Consider the following 23,219-nt stretch of genomic DNA (forward strand, 5'->3'; position numbering starts at 1 on the left):
TTACAGCGTGTCGAGAATCGAACGCAGCATCGCCATCATCTGGTCGATTTCTTCGTTCGTCACGTTCAGCGCCGGCATGAAGCGCAGCAGGTTCGGACGCGCCGCGTTCAGCAGCAGGCCGTCGGGTTGCATGTCGCGCGCTTTTTCGACGATCTTGTTGCCGATGTCCTTGCCGAGCAGCAGTGCGCGCAGCAGGCCTTCACCGCGCTCGCCCAGGAAGCCGCGTTCTTCCGACAACTCCAGCAGCTTCGAGCGCAGATACTCGCCGCGCGCCCGCACGCCTTCGAGGAAGCCCGGCGCCGTGAGTTGCGAGATCACCGAGTAGCCGACCGCGGTCATCAGCGGATTGCCGTTGTAGGTGCCGCCCTGATCGCCCGCTTCGAACACGGCGATGTCCGCTTTCGCGAGCAGCGCCGCGAGAGGCACGCCGCCGCCGATGCCCTTGCCGAGCGTCATGATGTCCGGCTCGATGCCCGACAACTCGTATGCGAACAGCGTGCCGGCGCGACCGCAGCCGCTTTGCACTTCGTCGACGATCAGCAGCAGGTTGTGCTTTTTGGTCAGCTCGCGCAGTTGCTGCATGAACTCGCGCGTGGCGGGAATCACGCCGCCTTCGCCCTGAATCGGTTCGAGCATCACGGCAACGGTCTTCGCGGTGATGAGCTTCTCCACCGATGCAATGTCGTTCAGATCCGCCTTCGGGAAGCCCGGCACTTGCGGTGCGTAGATCGTGTCCCAGCCCGGCTTGCCGCTCGCCGACATGGTGGCGAGTGTGCGGCCGTGGAAGCTGTGATCGAACGTGATGATCTCGAACGCGCCGTCCTTGAACTTCTTGCCCCACTTGCGCGCGAGCTTGATCGCGCCTTCGTTGGCTTCGGCGCCGCTGTTTGCGAAGAACACCTTGTCGAAGCAGCTGTGTTGCGTGAGCAGGCCGGCGAGTTGCGCCATCGGCTCGTTGTAGAAGGCCGGAGACGGATTGAGCAGCAGCTTGGCCTGCTTGTTCAGCGCTTCGATCATGCCGTCGTTGCAATGGCCGAGACTGTTGACCGCCCAGCCCTGGATGAAGTCCAGATATCGCTTGCCGTTATTGTCGTAGAGCCACGAGCCTTTGCCGTGCGTGAAAACGATTTCGGGCCGGTTCGTGATGTACATCAGCGACTCGATCGGATATTCATTGAAATTCATGACGGCAGGCTCCAGACAGCGGGGTGAAGGGTGGATGAAGATTGGCCAACTACGAAACCAGGGGCCGAAAAACAGAAAAGCCACGGCATGCCGTGGCTTTCATGATTCGAACAGCTTGCGCCTTTGTGTGGCGCGAATCCGTGACGAAGCCAGCGGCGTCCCTAGGGGAGCGGCGAGCGGCGACGTCGAAGTTCGGATTGGATGCGGTTCATGCGCGAAAGAATACGACAAGGAAAGCGCTGGTGTAAACCATGAATTTGCGTCGGAGGGATATTTTTGTCCATCGCGCGAGTTCATGCTGCTTGCCGATTATGAGATGTCCGGCTGACTAAAATGTGACGGCGGTCGTTTGAACCGCCTGCCCGGCGGGCGGGGCAGGTCACGAAGAACGGCCGCTGGAAATGCAAATGGGCGCTCGACTGAGCGCCCATTCTGAATCAGGAAGCCGGGGGTCCGCCCATCCGAAGATAGCTGCCGACGCTGATCCCGACTTGTCGCTGACAATTCTAAAAGCCGAGGAGGCGCACGTCGATGGACCATCTCACAGACCAGGAAATTTCAGCCGTCGCAACACTGCTTTCCGGAGAGCGCCTGAGCACTTTTCACGCAATGGCGAGCACGACGCGCGCGGCCGTTGCGCTTCATCAACAGATGCTGCAACTCGCCGGGGCGTTGATGAGCGTTACGGCAGTCGTCGAAATAGCACTGCGCAATGCGGTGTGCGACAGGCTGGGCGACCACTTCGGCGTAGACGGCTGGTTGTGTCGTCCACCGTCGCCTGGAAGGACGAGGAGCGAGGCAAGATCGAAGCGGCGGTTCGCGGTGCACAGCGCGCAGCGTATGCCAAGCTGACAGCTTCCGACAAGCGCGCACTCGATCAAGCCGCGTTTCGTCGCGGTGTGCCGCCGGGCCTGGAACATGAGTATCGGGTCGATGCGCGGCAAAAAGCGATCGCTGTTAGAAGTGGTCAGGTGATTACCCAACTCACGATGTACTTCTGGAAGCGCCTTTTTTCCCGCGATTACGAACAGACGCTATGGAAACCAGCGCTGAAGCCGATTTTCCCGAACAAGCGGATCGACCGGTCTGCGGTCGCTGTTCAACTGGAGCGCATCTACCGGACACGCAATCGCGTCGCACATCATGACCCGGTGTATGGTCACCGGCTATTCGACACACTGAACGCGGTGAATTTTCTGGCTTCGAATCTGGGAACGGCCGGCAGCGATGGCCGCACCGCATTGCATAAAATGCTGCAGTCCGAGCATGCCGCGCTCGAGAATCAGGCGCACGTACTTCGGCTCAGAATCGAGACTTGCGCCGGTGCAAATCATCAATGCGCGAAGCGCGGCCATTTGCATAGCCGCGCTTCCAGAAGTCCGCATAGCGAGCATCGACGCATCTGCGCCGACGCCTCTCCCATCAAACCGCGTTCGCGAGATCCGCTGCGCTCGTGAACGAATCCGCGTAGAACTCGTCTTCCGGCAGACCGTGATGCTGCGTGAAATCGCGCTGCGCCGACTCGACCATCACCGGCGCGCCGCACGCGTACACCTGATACGCCGACAGATCCGGCAAGTCCTCGATCACCGCGCGATGCACGAAGCCGACGCGGCCGGTCCATGCGTCGCCCGCGTCCGGCTCCGACAGCACCGGCACGAACTTGAAGTTCGGAATCTCGCGCGCCCATTGCTCGGCTAGTTCGAGCAAATACAGATCCTTCTTGCGACGAGCGCCCCAGTAGAGCGTCATCGGCCGGTTCAGGTTCTTGAACACCGCGTGCTCGACGATTGCCTTCAGCGGCGCGAAGCCCGTACCCGAGGCGAGCAGCACGATCGGCTTGTCCGAATCTTCACGCAGGAAGAACGTGCCGAGCGGCGCTTCGAAGCGCAGAATGTCGCGCTCCTTCATGGCGTTGAACACGTGATCGGTGAAGGCGCCGCCGGGCATGTGACGGATGTGCAATTCGATCGGGCCTTCCGTGTGCGGTGCGTTCGCCATCGAATAGCTGCGGCGCTTGCCGTCTTTCAGAATGAATTCGAGGTACTGGCCGGCGAGATATTGCAGCCGCTCGTTGGCGGGCAATTGCAGCTTCAGCACGACGACGTCGTCGGCCTTGCGCTCGATCGCGTTCACGCGGCACGGCAGTTTCTTGACCTGCACGTCGCCGACGCCCGCCACTTCGCGGATATCCACTTCGAGATCGGTGCAGGCAGTCGCGCAGCAGAAGAGCGCCATTCCGCGCGTTTTTTCGTCGTTCGACAAAGCCGACGACGAATGCGCACGCTGCTCGATTTCCCCGCTGACCACAGTGCCCTTGCACGAACCGCAAGCGCCGTTCTTGCAGCCGTACGGCAGGCCAATACCTTGGCGCAAGGCGGCGCTCAGCACCGGTTCGTCCTGTTCTACCTGAAACTGCCGGCCGCTTTGCCGGAGCGTGACGTTAAATGCCATAAAGTGTTCGAAATCGAAAAAGTCGGTAATCGTTATCGGAGCTGCCGTGTCAACGGCGCGGTGCCTGCCGCGCGTGACGGCTACAATGCGTCAACTATGAAAGCGACACGAAACTTCCGCCGGCCGCGCGTGTTAATCGTAGGTTGCGGCGATGTCGGCATGCGCTGCGTGCCCTTGCTGCGGCCACGCGCGCATGTCTTCGCGCTGACCAGTCACGCCGGGCGCTGCGCCGAGTTGCGCGCGGCGGGCGTGACGCCGCTGGTCGGCGATCTGGATGTGCGCCGCAGCCTGAAACGGCTCGCGGGCCTCGCGCCGACGGTGCTGCATCTCGCGCCACCGCAGAAAACCGGCGACGACGACCGCCGTACCCGCGCCTTGCTCGCTACGCTGGGCGCGCGCCGCGATTCAGCGCGGGCCGCTGTGGCGCCTGCCGTTTCGCCGGTGGGGCGGTTGCGCCAACTTCGTGCCTCGTGGGCGGAATCTGGAACAGCCGATATTGTACCCGACGGGGTGCGCCGGACCGCCGGTTCGCGCGCACCGGTGCGACTCGTGTACGCGAGCACAACGGGCGTCTATGGCGACTGCGGCGGCGCGTGGATCGACGAGACCCGCGTGACGCAAGCAGCCAATCCGCGCGCCAAGCGCCGTGTCTCGGCCGAACGGCAATTGCGGCGCGCGACCGCGCGCGGCAGCGTCGCGGCGAGCATCGCGCGGATTCCGGGCATCTATGCGGGCAACCGCCTGCCGCTTGCGCGGCTCGAAAAGCGCACGCCGGCCTTGATCGATGCCGACGACGTCTACACCAATCACATTCACGCCGACGATCTGGCCGCGATCCTCGTGCGCCTCGCCACACATGGGCGGCCGGGGCGCGTGGTCCACGCGTCCGACGACACGTCGCTAAAAATGGGCGAGTACTTCGACGAAGTCGCCGATGCGTTCGGCCTCGCGCGTGCGCCACGCATTACGCGAGCCGAAGCAGAGTCGCAGATCGAGCCGACCTTGCTGTCTTTCATGCGTGAATCGAGGCGGCTGGTGAATCGGCGTCTCAAAGAGGAATTGCGCGTGCGCTTGCGGTATCCGAGCGTCGAAGATTTTCTGCGTGAAGGCGTGAAGGCGTGAAGGCGTGAAGGTCTGAAAGGGAAGGTTGAAGAGCGTCGCTTCAACCTTCCCACACACCGCAAAAACCCACAAAAAAGCGCGGCAAAAAGCCATCTCTCCAGGCACCGCCCGGAAAAAATCCGACCCGCGCCGCGCTCCACTGCAGCGGCGCGGCGCGGCGTCGCGAGGCCTACGTCAGCGCGGGCAATGCTTCCAGCAGCAGGAAACACAGCATCGCGCCGATCAATGCGCCGATCAGGTTCGGATGATATTTGTGCCGCAGCCGCATCATGACCAGCAAGCCGCCGATCACGACCAGTCCAAGGCACAGAAAAGCAATCATCACCGCCGGAATCTGGAAACCGTTTTGGATGATCATGGCGCCCCTCCCTGAACCCTTTGTAGTCATTGTTTAAACGAGTATAGGGCGAGGTGTAAGGAAGATCATGCTGCGACGCAGCGCGCGAGCAGGCGCCGCGCGCGCTATGTGCGCAGCCGCGCATGCGATTTCCTGCTGCATCAAGAGCTTAAATGGGCGCTACCGGTTTACCCGCTCCGTAGAGATCCGAGGTCGGTTTCATCGAGCCATTGCCACGCGCCTGGCGCAAGCGTTTCGGGCAAAGCAAGTCCGCCGATCCGCTCGCGATGCAGCGCCTCGCAGCGGTTGCCGGCTGCGGCGATCATCCGCTTGACCTGGTGATACTTGCCTTCCATCACGGTGAGCGCGAGCGCGTGATCGCCGCGTGCCTTTGCGTCGACGGCTGCAATCGGTTTGGGCTCGCCGTGCAGCAGCACGCCGTCGCGCAGCGCGCTCAATTGCGCGTCGTCGATCGGATGACGCGTGGTCGCGACATACACCTTCGGCACTTTGCGTTTCGGCGACGTGAACAGGTGCACGAACTTGCCGTCGTCGGAGAGCAGCAGCAGGCCGGTCGTGTCCTGATCGAGCCGGCCCACGCATTGCACGCCGCGCTCGGCGAACTGCGGCGGCAACAGACTGAACACGCTCAGATGATGCTGCGGATCGCGCGAACACTCGTAGCCCGCCGGCTTGTTCAGCAGCAAATAGGCCTGCTCGCGATACGGCCAGACGACGCCGTCCACGCAGAAGGAGAAGGTAGTGTCGCCGGTGGGGAAATCGGCGTCGGCATCGGTGCAGACAGCGCCGCCGATGCTCACGCGCGCGTCGGCGATCAGCGCGCGGCATTGGCGGCGCGAGCCGAAACCTTGAGTGAAGAGAATGCTTTCGAGATTCATGGCGAGCGAAGAATAACACCGCAAGAAGCGGAGCGCCCCACGGCGCGAGTCGGACCACGATGAACGCTTCCATGTCCCGTCGCAGGAGCTCATCGATGCACGCCCCATCCTCCACGTTATCCGTACACCGACTGCCGGCCGCCTTTCAGCGGCTCGCGTGGTCGAACCTGGTCGCGCAATCCGCCGAGCAGATCAGCCTCGCCGCGGCGCCGCTCGTCGCGGTCTTCGCACTCGGCGCCGACGCGCGCGACACGGGTCTGCTGCAAGCCGCGCAGACGCTGCCGTTCCTGTTGCTGTCGATACCGCTCGGCGTCTGGGCCGACCGTCGCTCGCGCCGCACGTTGATGACGCTCGCTGAAAGCGTGCGCGTGATCGCCATGCTGTGCGTGCTGCTGCTCGTGATGACCCATGCGTTGAGCTTGCCGCTGCTCGCCGCGCTCGGCTTCATCGCCGCGACCGGCACGGTGGCCTTCAACGTCGCGGCGCCTTCTCTGGTGCCCGCGCTCGTGCCGCGCGAAGCCTACGCCAGCGCGAACGGCCGGCTGGAACTTGCGCGCAGCGTGGCGTATTCCGCGGGGCCGGCGCTCGGCGGACTGCTGGTCGGCTGGATCGGCGCGGGTTGGGCATATGGCTGCGCGGCCGCGCTGTCGGGGTTGGCCGTCGCGTTGCTGGGGGGCTTGCGCGAGCCGCCGCGCGCGGCCGCACCGCAGCGTCACTTCATGCTGGAACTGCGCGACGGTACGCGTTTCGTGCTGCGCGACGCGCTGCTGCGTCCGATGCTCGCGACCGCGGTGTTCTTCAACCTCGGCTTCTTCGTGCTGCAAGCGGTATATGTACCGTACGCGGTGCATCGGCTGGGTCTGAGCGCGTCGGCGGTCGGCGTGACGCTCGGCGCCTACGGTGTCGGCATGGTGTGCGGCGCGCTCGCCGCGTCCGCCATCGCGCGACGCCTCGCATTCGGCCGTGTGCTGATCATCGGGCCGTCGTGCGGACTGCTCGCGTCGCTCGTGATGGTGGCGACACTCGTTGCGCCGTCGTTCTGGCTGGCGACGCTGAGCTTCTTCCTGCTCGGCGCCGGACCGATTCTGTGGGTGGTCGGCTCGACCACGCTGCGCCAGGCCATCACGCCCGAACGGATGATGGGGCGCGTCTCCGCGCTCAACAGCACCGCTACCTACGGTGCGCGGCCGCTCGGTGCATTGCTCGGTGCCGCAATCAGCGCGCGCTGGGGCATGGACGCGTGTCTGGTCGCTGCTGCGGCCGCCTTCCTCGTGCAGGCGCTGATCATCGTCATGTCGCCGGCGGCGCGGCTTGCGCGCATTCCGGAGCAAAGCGCCGCGGCTTGCTGAAAACAGATTTTCACGAAGCCGCGCCGGTGAGCGATTGGGATGCGTAGTTTGTACGCGGGTCGTCGGTGAAAACCCTCGAAAATGAAAATGAATTTTTTTCTGCGAGATTTCCGTGTAAATATACTTTCATTCATTTTCATTACGCCCCCAAGCACCGCGCCCTCGCATGATTCATCAACCGTCCGTTGCTTCCGATTCCGCCGAGCAGGCCATCGCCGCGCGTATCGCCGCGGCCATGCCGACCCTCACGCCGATTCATCGGCGCATGGGCGACTACGTGCTGGCCAATCTGTTTCGCGCGGCGACCATGCGGATCGACGAGCTGGCCAGCGTGGTCGGTGCGTCGGTGGCGACGGCGAATCGCTTTGCGCGCGCGCTCGGTTTCGACGGCTATCCGCAGTTTCGTGAGGCGCTGGTCCGCGGCTTCGAGGCGACGCTCGCACCGGTCGAGCGCTTGCGCAGTGCGCAGGAGTCGCTCGCAGCCGGCGACGATGTGGTCGACGCATCGCTCGAACAGGCCGCCAACAATCTGCACGCCACCCGCACGGCGATCGACAGCGCCGCGGCCGAAGCCGCCGTCGAAGCGATCATCGCCGCGCGCCGCGTGTTTGTGCTCGGCTTCGGCGCCAGCGCGTTTCTCGCGGGTCTGATGGAACACGGCCTGATGCCGTATCACGACAACGTGCAGTCGCTCGCGCTAATGGGCGGACCGTCGCACGCCGCGCGGCGTCTGTTTGCTTCCAACGAGGGCGACCTCGTCATCGGTATCGCTTTTCCGCGTTACGTCGAAGACACGATCGAGCTCGCGCATCGTGCGGCGGGCCGTGGCGCTCGCGTGCTCGCGCTTACCGACAGTCCGCGTTCGCCGCTCGCGCAGTTCGCCGACATCTCGCTCTACGTCCGCGCCGACCGGCGGCTCGCGGCGAATGCCGATTCGGCCGTGCTCGCCGTGATCGAGGCGCTGTGCGACGCGGTGGCGTATCGGGCCAAACGCTCGGTGAAGGCCGCCGCCGAAGTCAGCGAATTCCTGCTGCCGTGGCTCGTCGACCCGCAAGCCGAGGCTGCCGGCACGAGCGCGCGGCCCGCGCGCGGCGCGACCCGAACCACCCGAACTTCCCGCACTCCTCGCACTACGAAAGCCAAACGATGAACTCCAACGCAGTCATTGCCATTCATGGCGGGGCAGGGACGATCCTGCGCTCGTCGATGTCGGCCAGCGCCGAAGCCGACTACCACGCCGCGTTGCACGCGGTGCTGAGCGCCGGCCAGCGCGTGCTCGCCGACGGCGGCAGCGCGCTCGACGCCGTCAGCGAAGCCGTACGCCTGCTCGAAGACTGCCCGCTCTTCAACGCGGGCCGCGGCGCGGTCTACACCGCGGCCGGCACGCACGAACTCGACGCGGCGATCATGGACGGCAGCACGCTCGACGCCGGCGCGATCTGCTGCGTAAAGCGCGTGCGCAATCCGATTCTGGCGGCGCGCCGCGTGCTCGAACGCAGCGAGCATGTGCTGTTCACCGGCGAAGGCGCGGAAGCGTTCGCCGCCGCGCAAGGACTCGAATTCGCCGAGCCCGAGTATTTCCATACCGAAGCGCGCCATCGCCAATGGCTGATCGCGCGCGGGCAACAGCGCGCCATGCTCGATCACGACGGCGCCACGCTCGCCGCCGCGCCGTCTCCCAGTGACGACGATCCGACGCCGCACGAACCGATCGATCCGAACCGCAAGTTCGGCACCGTCGGCGCCGTCGCGCTCGATCAGCACGGACACGTGGCGGCAGCGACATCGACGGGCGGCGTCACCAACAAGCAGGCCGGCCGGGTCGGCGATACGCCGCTAATCGGCGCGGGCTGCTATGCGGACGACGCGACCTGCGCGGTCTCGACCACCGGCTCGGGTGAAATGTTCATGCGCATGGTCGCGGCCTACGATGTCGCCGCGCAAATGGCTTACCGCAATGTGTCGTTGCAGGAAGCAGCCGACGACGTGGTGATGAACCGCCTGCCGAAGATCGACGGACGCGGCGGCCTGATTGCCGTCGATGCGCGCGGCAATGTCACGCTGCCGTTCAATACCGAAGGCATGTATCGCGGTTTTGCGCGGCTCGGCGAAGCGCCGGTGACGGCGATTTACCGCTAGTCAGTCTGGCCGCTTACAGCATGAACCCCCGTTAGCCGCGTTCGAATTCAAAGGAACCACCGTGCCGACCTCATCGCACACCGCCCGTCCGCTTATCGAAACCTTGCCGCCGCAACGCGTGCTCGCGGTCGACGATCTGTCGGTCGCATTCCGCAGCGGCGACACCACCTTCAACGCGGTGCGCAATCTCTCGCTGACAGTCGAGCGTGGCGAGACGCTGGCGATCGTCGGCGAATCGGGTTCGGGCAAATCGGTCACTTCACTCGCGTTGATGCGGCTGATCGAGCATGGCGGTGGGCGCCTTGCCGGCGGCAGCATCGCTTTCCGGCGCCGCGACGGCAGCGTGCTCGACCTCGCGAAAGCGTCGTCCGGCACGATGCGTTCGATTCGCGGCGCCGACATCGCGATGATCTTTCAGGAGCCGATGACATCACTCAATCCGGTCTTCACGGTGGGCGATCAGATCAGCGAGGCCATCGCCTTGCATCAGGGCAAGAGCCGCTCCGCCGCGCACGCCGAGACGCTGCGCCTGCTCGAACTCGTGCGCATTCCGGAAGCGCGGCGCGTGGCGGCGCGTTTTCCGCATCAACTGTCGGGCGGCATGCGCCAGCGCGTGATGATCGCGATGGCGCTGTCGTGCAAGCCGGCGCTGCTGATCGCCGACGAACCGACCACCGCGCTCGACGTGACGATCCAGGCGCAGATCCTGCAATTGATTCGCGGCTTGCAGGACGAGATGAACATGGGCGTGATCTTCATCACGCACGACATGGGCGTAGTCGCCGAAGTGGCCGATCGCGTGCTCGTGATGTATCGCGGCGAGAAGGTGGAAGAGGGCGCGTCCGACGCGTTGTTCGCCGCGCCGTCGCATCCTTATACGAAGGCGTTGCTCGCCGCGGTGCCGCGTCTCGGTGCGATGCAAGGCACGGATCAGCCGGCCAAGTTTCCGATCCTGACCGTCGAGCAGGCGAGCCTGAGCGGCACCGATCAGGCCGTGCGTCCCGCTGCCGCCGTCGCCGCAGAAACGCAGCCGCTAGTGCAAGAAACCACGCCGCCGATTCTGCGGGTTCGCGATCTGGTCACGCGCTTTCCGGTCAAGAGCGGATTGTTCGGCCGCCTGACGGGCCGCGTGCACGCGGTGGAAAAAGTCAGCTTCGATTTGCGGCCCGGCGAAACGCTCGCGCTGGTCGGCGAGTCGGGTTGCGGCAAATCGACCACGGGCCGCTCGCTGCTGCGTCTCGTCGAAAGTCAAAGCGGGTCGATCGAATTCAATGGCAAGGAAATCAGTTCGCTGACCGGCCCCGCGTTGCAGGCGCTGCGCCGCGATATCCAGTTTATTTTCCAGGACCCGTTCGCCTCGCTGAATCCGCGCTTGACCGTCGGCTTCTCGATCATGGAGCCGCTGCTCGTGCACGGCGTCGCGCAGGGTGCGCAAGCGCAGGCGCGCGTGGCGTGGCTGCTCGAAAAAGTCGGCCTGCCGCCTGAAGCCGCGCGACGCTATCCGCACGAATTCTCCGGCGGTCAACGGCAACGCATCGCGATTGCGCGGGCACTGGCGTTGAACCCCAAAGTCGTGATCGCCGACGAATCCGTGTCCGCACTCGACGTCTCCGTGCAAGCGCAGATCGTCAATCTGATGCTCGATTTGCAGCGTGAACTCGGCGTCGCGTATCTGTTCATTTCGCACGATATGGCGGTGGTCGAACGCGTCAGTCATCGGGTCGCGGTGATGTACCTCGGCCAGATCGTCGAAATCGGTCCGCGCCGCGCGGTGTTCGAAGCGCCACAGCATCCCTACACACGCAAGCTGATGGGCGCGGTGCCGGTCGCCGATCCGGCGCGCCGTCACGCGAAACGCATGCTCACCGCCGATGAGATTCCGAGCCCGATCCGTGCACTACACGATGAACCCGTCGTGGCGCCGCTCGTTGCGGTCGGACCGGATCATTTCGTCGCCCAGCATCGTGTGGGCGGCGCGTACTAAAAACCTAAAGCAACACGCTTCTTCTCGCAGCATCACAACCTGTTTTCATTTCGCAGCCTGGAGCCAACCTCATGAACCTGCTGGTCCCGTCTTCTCCGTTTCGTTTGCGCGCGCTGATCAGCGGCGGCGCGGTGGTGTTCGCGATGCTCGCGGGCAATGCGGCGCATGCCGACACCACGGCCGTGATGGCCGTCGCCTCGACCTTCACGACGCTCGATCCGTACGATGCCAACGACACGCTCTCGCAAGCCGTCGCCAAGTCGTTCTATCAAGGGCTGTTCGGGTTCGATAAGGACATGAAGCTGGTCAACGTGCTGGCCGATAGCTACGAAGCCAGCCCGGATGCGAAGGTCTACACGTTCAAACTGCGCCACGGCGTGAAGTTCCAGGACGGCACCGACTTCAACGCCGCCGCGGTGAAAGCGAACTTCGACCGCGTCACCGATCCGGCGAACAAGCTCAAGCGCTACAACATGTTCAACCGCATCGAGAAGACAGAAGTGGTCGATCCGTACACGGTGAGGATCACGCTGAAGGCGCCGTTCTCGGCGTTCGTCAACGTGCTGGCGCATCCGTCGGCGGTGATGATTTCGCCGGACGCGCTGAAGAAGTACGGCAAGGACATCGCGTTCCATCCGGTCGGCACGGGCCCGTTCGAACTGGTGAAGTGGGATCCGGCGGGCGATCTGACGGTGAAGAAGTTCGCCGGCTACTGGAAGAAGGGCTACCCGAAGGTCGACGCGATCGACTGGAAGCCGGTGGTCGACAACAACACGCGCGCTGCGTTGATGCGCACCGGCGAAGCGGATTTCGCGTTCCAGGTGCCGTTCGAACAGGCCGCGCAATTGCAGTCGAGCCCGAAGGTCGATCTGATCGCGTCGCCGTCGATCATTCAGCGCTACATCAGCCTGAACGTGAACCAGAAGCCGTTCGACAATCCGAAGGTGCGTGAAGCGCTGAACTATGCGGTCAACAAGGACGCGCTCACCAAGGTCGTGTTCGCCGGTTACGCGACGCCGGCCGACGGCGTGGTGCCGCAAGGCGTTGACTACGCGGTGAAGCAGGGCCCGTGGCCGTACGATCCGGCGAAGGCGCGCGCCTTGCTGAAAGAAGCGGGCTATCCGAACGGTTTTGAAACCACGCTGTGGTCCGCGTATAACTACTCGACCGCGCAGAAGGTGATTCAGTTCGTGCAGCAGCAACTCGCGCAAGTGGGCATCAAGGCGCAGGTCGAAGCGCTAGAGGCGGGTCAGCGCGTCGCCAAGGTGGAAAGCGCGCAGGACGCCGCGACGGCGCCGGTGCGTATGTACTACGCGGGCTGGTCGTCGTCGACGGGTGAAGCGGATTGGGCGATCACGCCGCTGCTCGCGTCGGTCTCGTTCCCGCCGAAGATGGTCAATACGGCGTACTACAAGAACGACACCGTCGACAGCGATCTGAAGCAGGCACTCGAAACCACCGACCGCACGAAGAAGGCCGAGCTCTACACCGACGCGCAAAAGCGCATCTGGGCCGACGCGCCGTGGATCTTCCTCGTCAAGGAGAAGGTCGTGTACGCGCGCAGCAAGCGCCTGTCGGGTGCCTATGTGGCGCCGGACGGTTCGTTCAATTTCGACGAGATCGCGATCAAGTAATGAGCTGACCGTGCGCGCCGGCGTGTCGTTTCATTGGCACGCCGTGCCGCACGGGGCTGCTTTGCACCATTACGCGCCGCACAAGATCTTTCGTTGCCCGCATCATTGCCGGATTGGATGTCATGCTGAACTTCCTCGTCAAACGTCTCTTTGGCCTCCTGCCGACGCTCTTTATCGTCGCCGTGCTGGTGTTCCTGTTCGTGCATCTGTTGCCGGGCGATCCGGCGCGGCTCGCCGCCGGTCCCGATGCGGACGAGGCGACCGTCGCGCTGGTGCGTGCCGACCTCGGCCTGAACAAGCCGATGCCGCAGCAATTCGCCAGCTTCTTCGTGAAGATCGCGCACGGCGACTTCGGCATCTCGACGCGCAGCAAGCGTCCGGTCAGCCAGGAAATCGGCGAGCGCTTCATGCCCACGCTGCTGCTCACGCTCGCCAGCATGGTGTGGGCGGTCGTGCTGGGCATGGGCATCGGCATCGTCTCGGCCGTGTGGCGCAACCGCTGGCCCGACCGGCTCGGCATGACGCTCGCGGTGTCGGGCATTTCATTTCCCGCATTCGCGCTCGGCATGCTGCTGATGGAGATTTTTTCGGTGAAGCTCGGCTGGCTGCCTATTGTCGGCGATGGCTCGTGGCAGAGCTACGTGCTGCCGTCGCTCACGCTTGGCGCGGCCGTCGCGGCGGTGATGGCACGCTTCACCCGCGCGTCGTTCGTCGAAGTGATGAACGAAGATTTCGTGCGCACCGCGCGCGCCAAGGGCGTGCCCGAACGTCTCGTGATCGTCAAACACTGCCTGCGCAACGCGATGATTCCCGTGATCACGATGATGGGCCTGCAATTCGGCTTTCTGCTGGGCGGCTCGATCGTGGTCGAAGTGGTGTTCAACTGGCCGGGCCTCGGGCGCCTGCTGGTGGACGCGGTATCGATGCGCGACTATCCGGTGATTCAGGCCGAAGTGCTGTTGTTCTCGCTGGAATTCATCATCATCAATCTGGTCGTGGACGTGCTGTACGCCGTGATCAACCCGACCATCCGTTTCAAGTGAGGCCCGCATGAGCACGACCGCCACCGAGCCGACCGCGGCGCAAGCCGCCAAAGCAGAACGCGCGATCCGCACGCCGTGGAGCGAGTTCTGGCGCAAATTCCGTAAGCAGCACGTGGCGCTCGGCGCCGGCATCTTCGTGCTGCTGTTGATTGCGGTCGCGATCATTGCGCCGCATATCGTGCCGTACGATCCGGAGAATTTCTTCGACTACGACGCGTTGAATGCAGGGCCGTCCGCCGCGCACTGGTTCGGCGTGGATTCGCTGGGCCGCGATATTTTCAGCCGCATTCTGGCGGGTTCGCGCATTTCGCTCGAAGCGGGCTTTCTGTCCGTTGCGATCGGCGCGGTGATCGGCACGTTCTTCGGCCTGCTGGCCGGCTACTACGAAGGCTGGTGGGATCGCATCACGATGCGCGTCGCCGATGTGCTGTTCGCCTTTCCCGGCATTCTGCTGGCCATCGGCGTGGTGGCAATTCTCGGCAACGGCATGATCAACGTGATCTGCGCGGTCGCGATCTTCAGCATTCCGGCGTTCGCGCGGCTCGTGCGCGGCAATACCCTGATGCTCAAGCAGCTCACGTATATCGAGGCGGCGCGCAGCATCGGCGCGTCGGATTGGACGATCATCGTGCGGCACATTCTGCCGGGGACGATTTCCTCGGTGGTGGTGTACTTCACGATGCGTATCGGCACTTCGATCATCACCGCCGCAAGTTTGTCGTTTCTCGGGCTCGGCGCGCAGCCGCCGACGCCGGAGTGGGGCGCGATGCTCAACGAAGCGCGCGCCGACATGGTCACCGCGCCGCATATCGCGCTGTTTCCGAGCCTGGCGATTTTCCTGACCGTGCTGGCGTTCAACCTGCTCGGCGACGGTTTGCGCGATGCGCTCGATCCGAAGCTCGACCGGCCATGAATTCGACTTGGGTTCAGAACGCGCCGCATATCGGTACGTTGCCGGCGGGTCCGCTCGGCACGATTGCCGATGTGCCGGGCGTGACGGTTGGTCATTGCACGCTCGATCAGGGTGCCGTGCAAACCGGCGTGACCGTGATTCGTCCGCACGACGGCGATTCGTTTCTCGACAAGGTGCCGGCGGCGTCGTCGGTGATCAACGGGTTCGGCAAAAGCATTGGGCTCGTGCAAGTTGAGGAACTCGGCACGCTGGAAACGCCGGTCGCGTTGACCAACACATTCGGCGTTGCCGCCGTCGCGCAGGCGCAGATTCGTGCGGCCATTCGCGCGAATCCGCAGATCGGGCGCGAGTGGTCGACGGTCAATCCCTTGGTGTTCGAATGCAATGACGGGTATCTGAACGATATCCAGGCACTCGCCGTCACCGCGCAGCATTTCGACGATGCGTATGCAGCGGCCAGCGCGGATGTCGTGAGTGGATCGGTCGGCGCGGGCCGGGGCATGTCGTGCTTCGATCTGAAGGGCGGCATCGGCAATGCGTCGCGTGTGGTGAGCATAGCGAGCCGTTGCTATACCGTCGGCGCACTCGTGCTGGCGAACTTCGGCCGCCTGCCGATGCTGACCGTCGACGGCACGCCGCTCGGCCGTGTGCTGGCCGCACGCGCGGCCAAAGCGGCGACGGCGGCGGCGGCGGCAACGAAGCCGGAGCAAGGCTCGATCATCATGATCGTCGCCACCGACGCGCCGCTCGACGCGCGCCAGCTCAAGCGTCTCTCATTGCGTGCGGCCGCGGGTCTTGCGCGCACCGGCTCGGTGTACGGCCACGGCAGCGGCGATATCGCACTCGCATTTTCGACGGCCTATACCGTGCCGCACGGCGCCGACTTCATCACGCTCCCGCCATTGCTCGCCGACGAGCGTCTGGACCCGCTCTTTCGCGCGTGCGCGGACAGCGTGGAGCAGGCGATTCTCGATGCGTTGTGGAGCGCTGCGTCCGTCACCGGGTGCGACGGCCACCGGCGGCTATCGCTGCGTGACTCAGTCCCCGATCTCGCCCAACTACTCAAGCCCACTCCCTGATGAAAGTCCTCATTTCCACCGACATCGAAGGCATCGCCGGTGTGTTTCATCCTGAACAAACGCGCGCGGGCAACGGCGAATACGAAGCGGCACGCCGCTGGATGACGCTCGAAGCCAACGCCGCAATCGAAGGCGCATTCGCCGGCGGCGCGACGCGCGTATGGGTCAATGACTCTCACGGCGGCTTTCGCAATCTGCTGCCCGACCTGCTCGATGCGCGCGCCCAGGTGGTGCTCGGCAAGCCGCGCACGCTTGGCATGATGGCCGGGCTCGAATACGGCGCGGCGCTGGTCTTCATGATCGGCTATCACGCGATGTCGCAAACGCGCGGCATCCTCGCGCACACCATCAACAGCTTTGCCTTCGCTCGCGTTTCGCTGAACGGTGTCGAGGTCGGCGAGGCGGGCGTCTATGGCGCGCTGGCGGAAGAATATGGCGTACAGGTCGCGCTTTTATCCGGCGATGACGTCTTCGCCGAAGAAACCGCGCCGCGTTTTCCTGGCGCGCGGTTTGTCGTCACCAAGAGCGCGACGGGGCACGCGAGCGGCGTCACGCAATCGCCGGCAAGCGCGCGCGCCGCTATCGAAGCCGCCGCGCGTGAAGTGGTCCAGCAGCATCTCGCCAAAGGACACGCACGAGAATCCACACGCGCCGAAGCGAAGCCAGTGGAATGCGAACTGCGCGTGCAAACCAGCGCGCTCGCCGATCTGTTCTGCCAATGGCCGACGCTCACGCGCGTCGATGCGGTCACGCTGCGCTTTAGCGCGGCGTCGGCGGAACATGTGGTGCGCATGCTGAATTGCCTGTCGGCGATGTCGTTCATGCTGCGCTGATCGCGCGACAACTGGCTGTCCTCCCAGGCGCGGCCATTTCACCACGCTTACAGCGGCACCGTGACGGCACGTTTCGTGAGGAAGCGTTACTCTCCTGCATTCCGGAGGCAGCGTCTTTCTCACTGAGCGGAGTACAGCATGGGTAAGCAGACTATCGCGGATTATCTGGCCAAAACACTGGCGGCGGCAGACATCGAGCGAATCTGGGGCGTGACGGGCGACAGCCTGAACGGCCTGTCGGATAGCTTGCAGCGCCTCGGTTCGATTCGCTGGATGCACACGCGCCACGAAGAAGTGGCCGCCTTCGCCGCCGGCGCCGATGCCGCCGCGACCGGCAAGCTCGCCGTCTGCGCGGGCAGTTGCGGTCCCGGCAATCTGCACCTGATCAACGGCCTGTACGACTGCCATCGCAATCATCAGCCTGTGCTCGCGATTGCGGCGCACATTCCGTCGTCGGAGATCGGGCTCGGCTACTTTCAGGAAACCCATCCGCAAGAGCTGTTCAAGGAGTGCAGTCACTACGTCGAACTGGTGACGAACCCGTCGCAGTTTCCGCGCGTGCTGGCGCGCGCCATGCGCACCGCGATCGAAGAACGCGGCGTTGCCGTGATCGTGCTGCCGGGCGATGTCGCGCTGGGCGAAGCGCCGGAGGAAACGCCGGCGTGGGCCGGCACGTTGGAACGCTCGACGGTGGTGCCGTCCGAGGCGGATCTCGACCGGCTCGCCGATCTGCTCAACCAGGCGGGCGGCGTGACGCTGCTGTGCGGCAGCGGCTGCGCCGGCGCGCACGATGAAGTGGTCGCCTTCGCCGATCAGCTCGGCGCGCCGACCGTGCATGCGTTGCGCGGCAAGCAATACGTGGAGTGGGACAACCCGTTCGACGTCGGCATGACCGGGCTGATCGGCTTCAGCTCCGGCTACCACGCGATGATGTCGTGCGACACGCTCGTGATGCTCGGCACCGATTTCCCGTATCGCAACTTCTATCCGTCGCATGGCAACGTGGTGCAAATCGACCGGCGCGGCTCCGCGCTGGGCAAGCGCGCGCCGTTGAAGCTCGGTCTGGTTGGCGATGTGAAGGCGACCTTGCAGGCGCTGATGCCGAAGCTCAAGCGCAAGACCGACCGGCGCTTCCTCGAGAATGCGCGCAAGCACTATGCGAGCGCGCGCAAGGACCTCGACGACCTCGCGCGGCCGTCCGATCCGGGGCGCGCCATTCATCCGCAATACCTCACCAGCATCGTCGACAAGGTCGCCAACGAAGACGCGGTGTTCTCCGTCGACGTCGGCACGCCGACGCTCTGGGCCGCGCGTTATCTGACCATGAACGGCAAGCGCACGCTGCACGGCTCGTTCAATCACGGCTCGATGGCCAACGCGATGCCGCAGGCCTTGGGCGCGCAGGCAGCCGAGCCGGGCCGCCAGGTGATTTCGCTATCGGGCGACGGCGGCCTGTCGATGCTGCTCGGCGATCTGCTCACCGCGCGTCAGCTCAATCTGCCGATCAAGGTCGTGGTGTTCAACAACAGCACGCTCGGCTTCGTCGCGATGGAGATGAAGGCGGGCGGCTATCTCGAGGCCGGCACCGATCTGGCCACGACCGACTTCTCGGCGATCGCGCGCGGCGCGGGAATCTATGGTGTCCGAATCGAGCTGTCCGAGAACATCGAGCCGGCATTGCGCGAAGCGTTCGCGCATCCGGGCCCGGCGGTGATCGACGTGGTGACCGCGAAGCACGAACTCGCAATGCCGCCGAAAATCCAGTGGGCGCAGGCCAAGGGCTTCAGCCTGTATATGCTGCGGGCCGTGCTGAACGGCCGCGGTGACGAGGTCGTCGAACTGGCGACCACGAATCTGCGCTGAAACGCGTTGGGGTTGGTTTGTTTCGACAGGCGTATGCGCGATGGGATACGCGCATACGCCTGAACGGGACTACTGCTGCCGGCTCAATTCGCGCGCCGCGCGATCGATCACGTCGGCAATCGCGCCCGCGTGCGACACGGGTGCCAGGTGGCTCGACGCCATCGGCACGATCTTGGCGCCCATCCGGTCGGCCATGAATTTTTCCACGTCCGGCGACACCGCCCGGTCGCGCGTCGTGAGCACGTACCACGACGGCTTTTCCTTCCACGCGACCTGGCTGACCGTTTCATTAAATGCTGTCGCGGCGATCGGTACCTGGGCGGTGGCCAGTACGCGCGTCAGATTCTCAGGGACGTCCGCGGCGAAGTCCGCGTGGTATTTCGTGCGGTCGAGCCAGAGGAAGCCGCTCGAATCCGTCATGATGCTGGCGCCCGCGGCCGCCGGGGCGCGCTTCATCAGATCCATGGTCGACTCGTGCAGGTCCGGTGCGATCGCCGCGATATAGACGAGACCGGCGACGTTCGGCGCGTTCGCGCCCGCCTCGGTGATCACGACGCCGCCCCACGAGTGTCCCACCAGTATGGTCGGCCCGTTCTGACGCGCGAGGACGCGGCGGGTCGCGGCGACATCGTCGGCGAGGGAGGTGAGCGGATTCTGCACCGAGCTCACGTGATAGCCCTTCTGCTGCAATTTGGCGACCACGCCGTTCCAGCTCGAGCCGTCGACGAACGCGCCGTGCACCAGCACGACGTTGCGCACTGGCCCGGTCATGGGCGCGGTGGGGGGCGCCGCGGCGGCGGCCTTGGCGGGCGGTGCGGCGGGCGCCACGGGTGCCGGAGCCGGCGCTTCGGGCGCGCTCGCCTCCATGCCCGGCTCGTCGGCCGGCTCGGCAGCGGGCGCCATGCTCGGCGCCATGGTGGGCGCAGGCGCCGGTGCCGCGGCGGGCGCGGTGGTTTGAGCGAGCGCGGCGGCGCCCGTGAAGCAGAGACACAAAGCAGCGGCGCAAAGCAAACGTTTGGGCGACATGTTGAATCTCCGAAGGCTGAAAAGCTCGACTAGGGCAACATACAGAAGCCCTGCGCCAGTGACAATCACTATCCGCGCCGTTAAGTGCGGCGCAGAACCAAGCGCGGGTTGCTCCCAGTATTTAGGCTTTATCGGCCACGGTAAAATTTCAGGTTCTGCCGGGCCGGACCATAAGTCCGATCAGGTGATCGATATCCATACACTGGGGCGCAATGTTGAATAGTGCACAGCAGCAAGACGGCCTGAAGCGCGGGCTCAAGAATCGCCATATCCAACTGATCGCGCTGGGCGGCGCGATCGGCACCGGCTTGTTTCTCGGCTCCGCCAGCGTGTTGCAGGCAGCCGGGCCGTCGATGATTCTCGGCTACGCGATCGGCGGCATCATCGCCTTCATGATCATGCGGCAGTTGGGCGAAATGGTGGCGCAGGAGCCGGTGGCCGGTTCGTTCAGCCACTTCGCGTACAAATATTGGGGCGACTTTCCCGGCTTTCTGTCCGGCTGGAACTACTGGGTGCTGTATGTGCTCGTGAGCATGGCCGAGCTGACCGCCGTCGGCACCTATGTGCATTACTGGTGGCCCGGCGTGCCGACGTGGGTGTCGGCGCTGGTGTGTTTCGCCTTGATCAACGCGATCAATCTCGCCAACGTCAAAGCCTACGGCGAAACCGAGTTCTGGTTCGCGATCATCAAGGTCGTGGCGGTGATCGGCATGATCGTGTTCGGCGGCTATCTGTTGATCAGCGGCCACGGCGGCCCGCAGGCCTCGATCTCCAACCTCTGGTCCCACGGCGGCTTTTTCCCGCATGGGTTTCATGGCCTCTTCATGATGCTCGCGGTCATCATGTTTTCGTTCGGCGGGCTGGAGCTGATCGGCATTACGGCGGCGGAAGCCGACGAGCCGCAGAAGAGCATTCCGAAGGCCGTGAATCAGGTGATCTACCGGATTCTGATTTTCTACATCTGCTCGCTGGCGGTGCTGCTGTCGTTGTACCCGTGGAATGAAGTGGCGGCCGGCGGTAGTCCGTTCGTGATGATCTTCTCGCAGATCGGTTCGACGCTGACCGCGAACGTCCTTAACGTGGTGGTGTTGACCGCGGCGCTGTCGGTGTACAACAGCGGCGTGTATGCGAATAGCCGCATGCTGTACGGCCTCGCGGAGCAGGGCAATGCGCCGCGCGCGCTGATGAAGGTCGACCGGCGCGGCGTGCCGTATATGGCGATCGGGTTGTCGGCGCTCGCCACGTTTACGTGCGTGATCGTCAACTACCTGATTCCGGCCGAAGCGCTCGGCTTGCTGATGGCGCTGGTGGTGGCGGCGCTGGTGCTGAACTGGGCGCTGATCAGCCTGACGCATCTGAAGTCGCGCAAGGCGATGGTCGCGGCCGGCGAGACGCTCGTGTTCAAGTCGTTCTGGTTCCCGGTCAGCAACTGGATCTGCCTCGCGTTCATGGCGCTGATCCTAGTGATTCTGGCGATGACGCCGGGTCTGTCGGTGTCGGTGTGGTTGGTGCCGGCGTGGCTCGTGGTGATGTGGGGCGGGTATGTGTTCAAGCGCCGGCGCGCGGCTGTGCACGGTGGCGCGCGGGTGGTGGGGCAGTAAAGATGTCTCGAATGGCGTGAGGGGCGATGTTCGCACTCACGCCGTTTGAGTCCGTTGAGGTTTTCAGGCGGCCCAGAAACGACAAACCCCGCGAGCAGCATGCGCTGGCGGGGTTCGAGGAAATACGGAAACAGCGGTCTTTCGAATTCGTTGGTGCCCAGGGCCGGAATCGAACCGGCACGCCTTGCGGCGGGGGATTTTGAGTCCCCTGCGTCTACCAATTTCACCACCTGGGCAGGTCTTGCAGCGCACGCGTCAGAAGCTGGCGCGCGGCGAAGACGCAGATTATGGCCGAAAATTCGACGACGGGCAAGCCAGTTGCTTTCGTCCGCCTCAAGGCCTTCAAACCGTGCGGGAAAATCGTTCGAGTGTCTGCTGGCCGAGATACCGATCGAACACCATCGCGATGTTGCGCACCAGCATGCGTCCGGCCATCCGCACTTCAAGCTTGTCCGCTGCGAGCGACACCAGGCCGTCCTGCTCGAAGCCGTGCAAACGCTCCAGCTCCGGCTCGAACGTCTCGGCGAAGTGGATGCCATAAGCCGCTTCGAATTCGTCGAAGCGCAATTCCAGGTTGCACATGAGTTGCGTGATCACGTCGCGGCGCAGACGGTCGTCGGCGGAAAGGCGCACGCCGCGTGCGATGGCGAGCTTGCCAGCATCGATCGCCGCGGCGTAGCCCGGCAGATCCTTGATGTTCTGCGCGTACACGTCGCCGACTTTGCCGATCGACGATGCGCCGAAGCCGATCAGATCGCATTCAGCCCGCGTGCTATAGCCCTGGAAATTACGGTGCAAGGTTCGTTGCGCTTGCGCGCGCGCGAGTTCGTCCGTGGGCAGCGCGAAGTGATCCATGCCGATGTACACATAACCCGCGCCCGTCAGACGTTCGACCACGCGCTGCAGGATCGCGAGTCGCACTTGGGGCGAAGGCAGCGTGGCAGTGTCCATCTGACGTTGCATCTTGAAGAGCTGCGGCATGTGCGCATAGGCAAACACCGAGAGACGATCGGGCGCGAGCGCGAGCATCGTGTCGAGCGTACGGCTGAAGTTCTCGACCGTTTGATGCGGCAGTCCGTAAATCAGATCGACGCCGATCGAGTGAAAGCCGGTGTCGCGCGCGGCCTGCATCACCGAGGCGGTCATCTCGAGCGGTTGAATGCGGTTGATTGCCTGCTGCACGACCGGATCGAAGTCCTGCACGCCAAGGCTCAGCCGATTGAAACCCAGCTTCCGCAGATGCGCGATGGTCTCAGGCGATGCTTCGCGCGGATCGACTTCGATCGAATATTCGGCGTCAGCATCGGGCAGCAGCGTGAAGTGCTCTCGCGTGGCGGCCATCAACTCGGCTGTTTCGTCGTGCGACAGAAAAGTCGGCGTGCCGCCGCCCCAGTGCAATTGCGACACCGGACGCCGCGTGTCGAAACATGCCGCCTGCAGAGCTATTTCGCGTTTCAGCCGCTCGAGGTACGGACGCGCATGGGCGCGGTTTTTCGTGGCGACCTTATTGCAACCGCAGTAGAAGCACACGGTGTCGCAAAACGGAATGTGGAAGTACAGCGAGAGATCCGTGGCCGACGCGCCCGGGTCGGCGGCGGCGCGCAAATAGTCGGCGGGATCGAAGTTGTCGCGGAACTGCAGGGCGGTCGGATAGGACGTATACCGTGGGCCGTTCGCACTGTATTTGGCGAGCAGGTCAGGGCGGAACAGCATGCTGGCGATGGACATGAAGGACTCGACGGCTGGCGGGCGGCCATC

General features: G+C 64.3%; 20 protein-coding genes and 1 tRNA gene. 14 read left to right on the forward strand and 7 right to left on the reverse strand.

The annotated features are described in order from the left end of the window. Window positions 1–1,185, reverse strand: a complete 1,185-nt coding sequence (locus P0D73_RS26635; protein WP_408433440.1) for an acetylornithine transaminase — start codon at window positions 1,183–1,185, stop codon at window positions 1–3. Between P0D73_RS26635 and P0D73_RS26640 the strand changes: the two genes are divergently transcribed. Continuing rightward, on the forward strand, window positions 1,175–1,513 hold the full coding sequence (locus P0D73_RS26640) for a hypothetical protein (RefSeq protein ID WP_408433443.1): 339 nt from the start codon (window positions 1,175–1,177) through the stop codon (window positions 1,511–1,513). The two genes, P0D73_RS26635 and P0D73_RS26640, sit on opposite strands and share 11 nt — an antisense overlap. 79 nt (window positions 1,514–1,592) lie before the next feature. After that, the gene (locus P0D73_RS26645) at window positions 1,593–2,642 is read left to right on the forward strand and encodes a hypothetical protein (protein WP_408433446.1); all 1,050 of its coding nucleotides are present in this window, start codon (window positions 1,593–1,595) and stop codon (window positions 2,640–2,642) included. On the opposite strand, the gene P0D73_RS26650 is transcribed toward P0D73_RS26645, so the two are convergent. Next, window positions 2,608–3,639: a CDP-6-deoxy-delta-3,4-glucoseen reductase gene (locus P0D73_RS26650; RefSeq protein WP_132373402.1), complete on the reverse strand. Its 1,032-nt coding sequence runs from the start codon at window positions 3,637–3,639 to the stop codon at window positions 2,608–2,610. The genes P0D73_RS26645 and P0D73_RS26650 overlap by 35 nt on opposite strands. A 96-nt stretch (window positions 3,640–3,735) precedes the next feature. Between P0D73_RS26650 and P0D73_RS26655 the strand changes: the two genes are divergently transcribed. Further along, window positions 3,736–4,761, forward strand: coding sequence for a Rossmann-fold NAD(P)-binding domain-containing protein (locus tag P0D73_RS26655; RefSeq protein WP_408433449.1), 1,026 nt, complete (start codon window positions 3,736–3,738; stop codon window positions 4,759–4,761). 169 nt (window positions 4,762–4,930) lie between these two features. Here P0D73_RS26655 and P0D73_RS26660 read toward each other — a convergent pair whose 3' ends face one another. Together P0D73_RS26660 and P0D73_RS26665 are read right to left on the reverse strand one after the other, a co-directional pair. Then, window positions 4,931–5,119: a hypothetical protein gene (locus tag P0D73_RS26660; protein WP_132373404.1), complete on the reverse strand. Its 189-nt coding sequence runs from the start codon at window positions 5,117–5,119 to the stop codon at window positions 4,931–4,933. A 167-nt stretch (window positions 5,120–5,286) separates the two neighbouring features. Then, a complete protein-coding gene (locus P0D73_RS26665) occupies window positions 5,287–5,997 on the reverse strand; it encodes a pseudouridine synthase (protein ID WP_408286831.1) in 711 nt (236 codons plus the stop codon). 95 nt (window positions 5,998–6,092) lie between these two features. Between P0D73_RS26665 and P0D73_RS26670 the strand changes: the two genes are divergently transcribed. From P0D73_RS26670 to poxB, 10 genes are all read left to right on the forward strand, one after another. Beyond that, window positions 6,093–7,346: an MFS transporter gene (locus tag P0D73_RS26670; RefSeq protein ID WP_408433451.1), complete on the forward strand. Its 1,254-nt coding sequence runs from the start codon at window positions 6,093–6,095 to the stop codon at window positions 7,344–7,346. Between the two features lie 166 nt (window positions 7,347–7,512). Next, window positions 7,513–8,496, forward strand: a complete 984-nt coding sequence (locus tag P0D73_RS26675; protein WP_132373407.1) for a MurR/RpiR family transcriptional regulator — start codon at window positions 7,513–7,515, stop codon at window positions 8,494–8,496. Then, window positions 8,493–9,485 (forward strand): isoaspartyl peptidase/L-asparaginase family protein, encoded by a 993-nt coding sequence (locus tag P0D73_RS26680; protein WP_408316340.1) that lies wholly within the window; start codon window positions 8,493–8,495, stop codon window positions 9,483–9,485. Before P0D73_RS26675 ends, P0D73_RS26680 begins: the two co-directional genes overlap by 4 nt. Window positions 9,486–9,546: 61 nt before the next feature. Beyond that, complete coding sequence (locus P0D73_RS26685; protein ID WP_408433453.1) at window positions 9,547–11,469, forward strand: dipeptide ABC transporter ATP-binding protein; 1,923 nt, start codon at window positions 9,547–9,549, stop codon at window positions 11,467–11,469. Window positions 11,470–11,540: 71 nt separating this feature from the next. Continuing rightward, entirely contained in the window at window positions 11,541–13,103 is a 1,563-nt protein-coding gene (gene gsiB, locus P0D73_RS26690; RefSeq protein ID WP_408433456.1) for a glutathione ABC transporter substrate-binding protein GsiB, read from the forward strand. A gap of 122 nt (window positions 13,104–13,225) precedes the next feature. Next, window positions 13,226–14,146: a glutathione ABC transporter permease GsiC gene (gene gsiC, locus P0D73_RS26695; RefSeq protein WP_132373411.1), complete on the forward strand. Its 921-nt coding sequence runs from the start codon at window positions 13,226–13,228 to the stop codon at window positions 14,144–14,146. Window positions 14,147–14,153: 7 nt separating this feature from the next. Beyond that, complete coding sequence (gene gsiD, locus P0D73_RS26700; RefSeq protein ID WP_408179777.1) at window positions 14,154–15,059, forward strand: glutathione ABC transporter permease GsiD; 906 nt, start codon at window positions 14,154–14,156, stop codon at window positions 15,057–15,059. Continuing rightward, window positions 15,056–16,138: a DmpA family aminopeptidase gene (locus P0D73_RS26705; RefSeq protein ID WP_408179776.1), complete on the forward strand. Its 1,083-nt coding sequence runs from the start codon at window positions 15,056–15,058 to the stop codon at window positions 16,136–16,138. The genes gsiD and P0D73_RS26705 overlap by 4 nt, the downstream gene beginning before the upstream one ends. Continuing rightward, complete coding sequence (locus P0D73_RS26710) at window positions 16,138–16,971, forward strand: M55 family metallopeptidase (RefSeq protein WP_408179775.1); 834 nt, start codon at window positions 16,138–16,140, stop codon at window positions 16,969–16,971. The genes P0D73_RS26705 and P0D73_RS26710 overlap by 1 nt, the downstream gene beginning before the upstream one ends. A gap of 138 nt (window positions 16,972–17,109) precedes the next feature. After that, complete coding sequence (poxB, locus tag P0D73_RS26715; protein ID WP_132373415.1) at window positions 17,110–18,834, forward strand: ubiquinone-dependent pyruvate dehydrogenase; 1,725 nt, start codon at window positions 17,110–17,112, stop codon at window positions 18,832–18,834. A 69-nt stretch (window positions 18,835–18,903) separates the two neighbouring features. Here poxB and P0D73_RS26720 read toward each other — a convergent pair whose 3' ends face one another. After that, window positions 18,904–19,860: an alpha/beta fold hydrolase gene (locus P0D73_RS26720; RefSeq protein WP_408433459.1), complete on the reverse strand. Its 957-nt coding sequence runs from the start codon at window positions 19,858–19,860 to the stop codon at window positions 18,904–18,906. A gap of 215 nt (window positions 19,861–20,075) precedes the next feature. Here P0D73_RS26720 and P0D73_RS26725 point away from each other — a divergent pair, with 215 nt between their 5' ends. Further along, the gene (locus P0D73_RS26725) at window positions 20,076–21,461 is read left to right on the forward strand and encodes an amino acid permease (RefSeq protein ID WP_408316421.1); all 1,386 of its coding nucleotides are present in this window, start codon (window positions 20,076–20,078) and stop codon (window positions 21,459–21,461) included. Between the two features lie 151 nt (window positions 21,462–21,612). Here the strand turns inward: P0D73_RS26725 and P0D73_RS26730 are convergent. Beyond that, a tRNA-Leu gene (locus P0D73_RS26730) sits at window positions 21,613–21,697 on the reverse strand. Window positions 21,698–21,803: 106 nt separating this feature from the next. Beyond that, on the reverse strand, window positions 21,804–23,189 hold the full coding sequence (hemN, locus tag P0D73_RS26735; protein WP_408433461.1) for an oxygen-independent coproporphyrinogen III oxidase: 1,386 nt from the start codon (window positions 23,187–23,189) through the stop codon (window positions 21,804–21,806). Window positions 23,190–23,219: the final 30 nt, after the last annotated feature.

Origin of the sequence: Paraburkholderia sp. RL18-101-BIB-B (assembly GCF_046026985.1) — a bacterium.
Classification (GTDB): domain Bacteria; phylum Pseudomonadota; class Gammaproteobacteria; order Burkholderiales; family Burkholderiaceae; genus Paraburkholderia.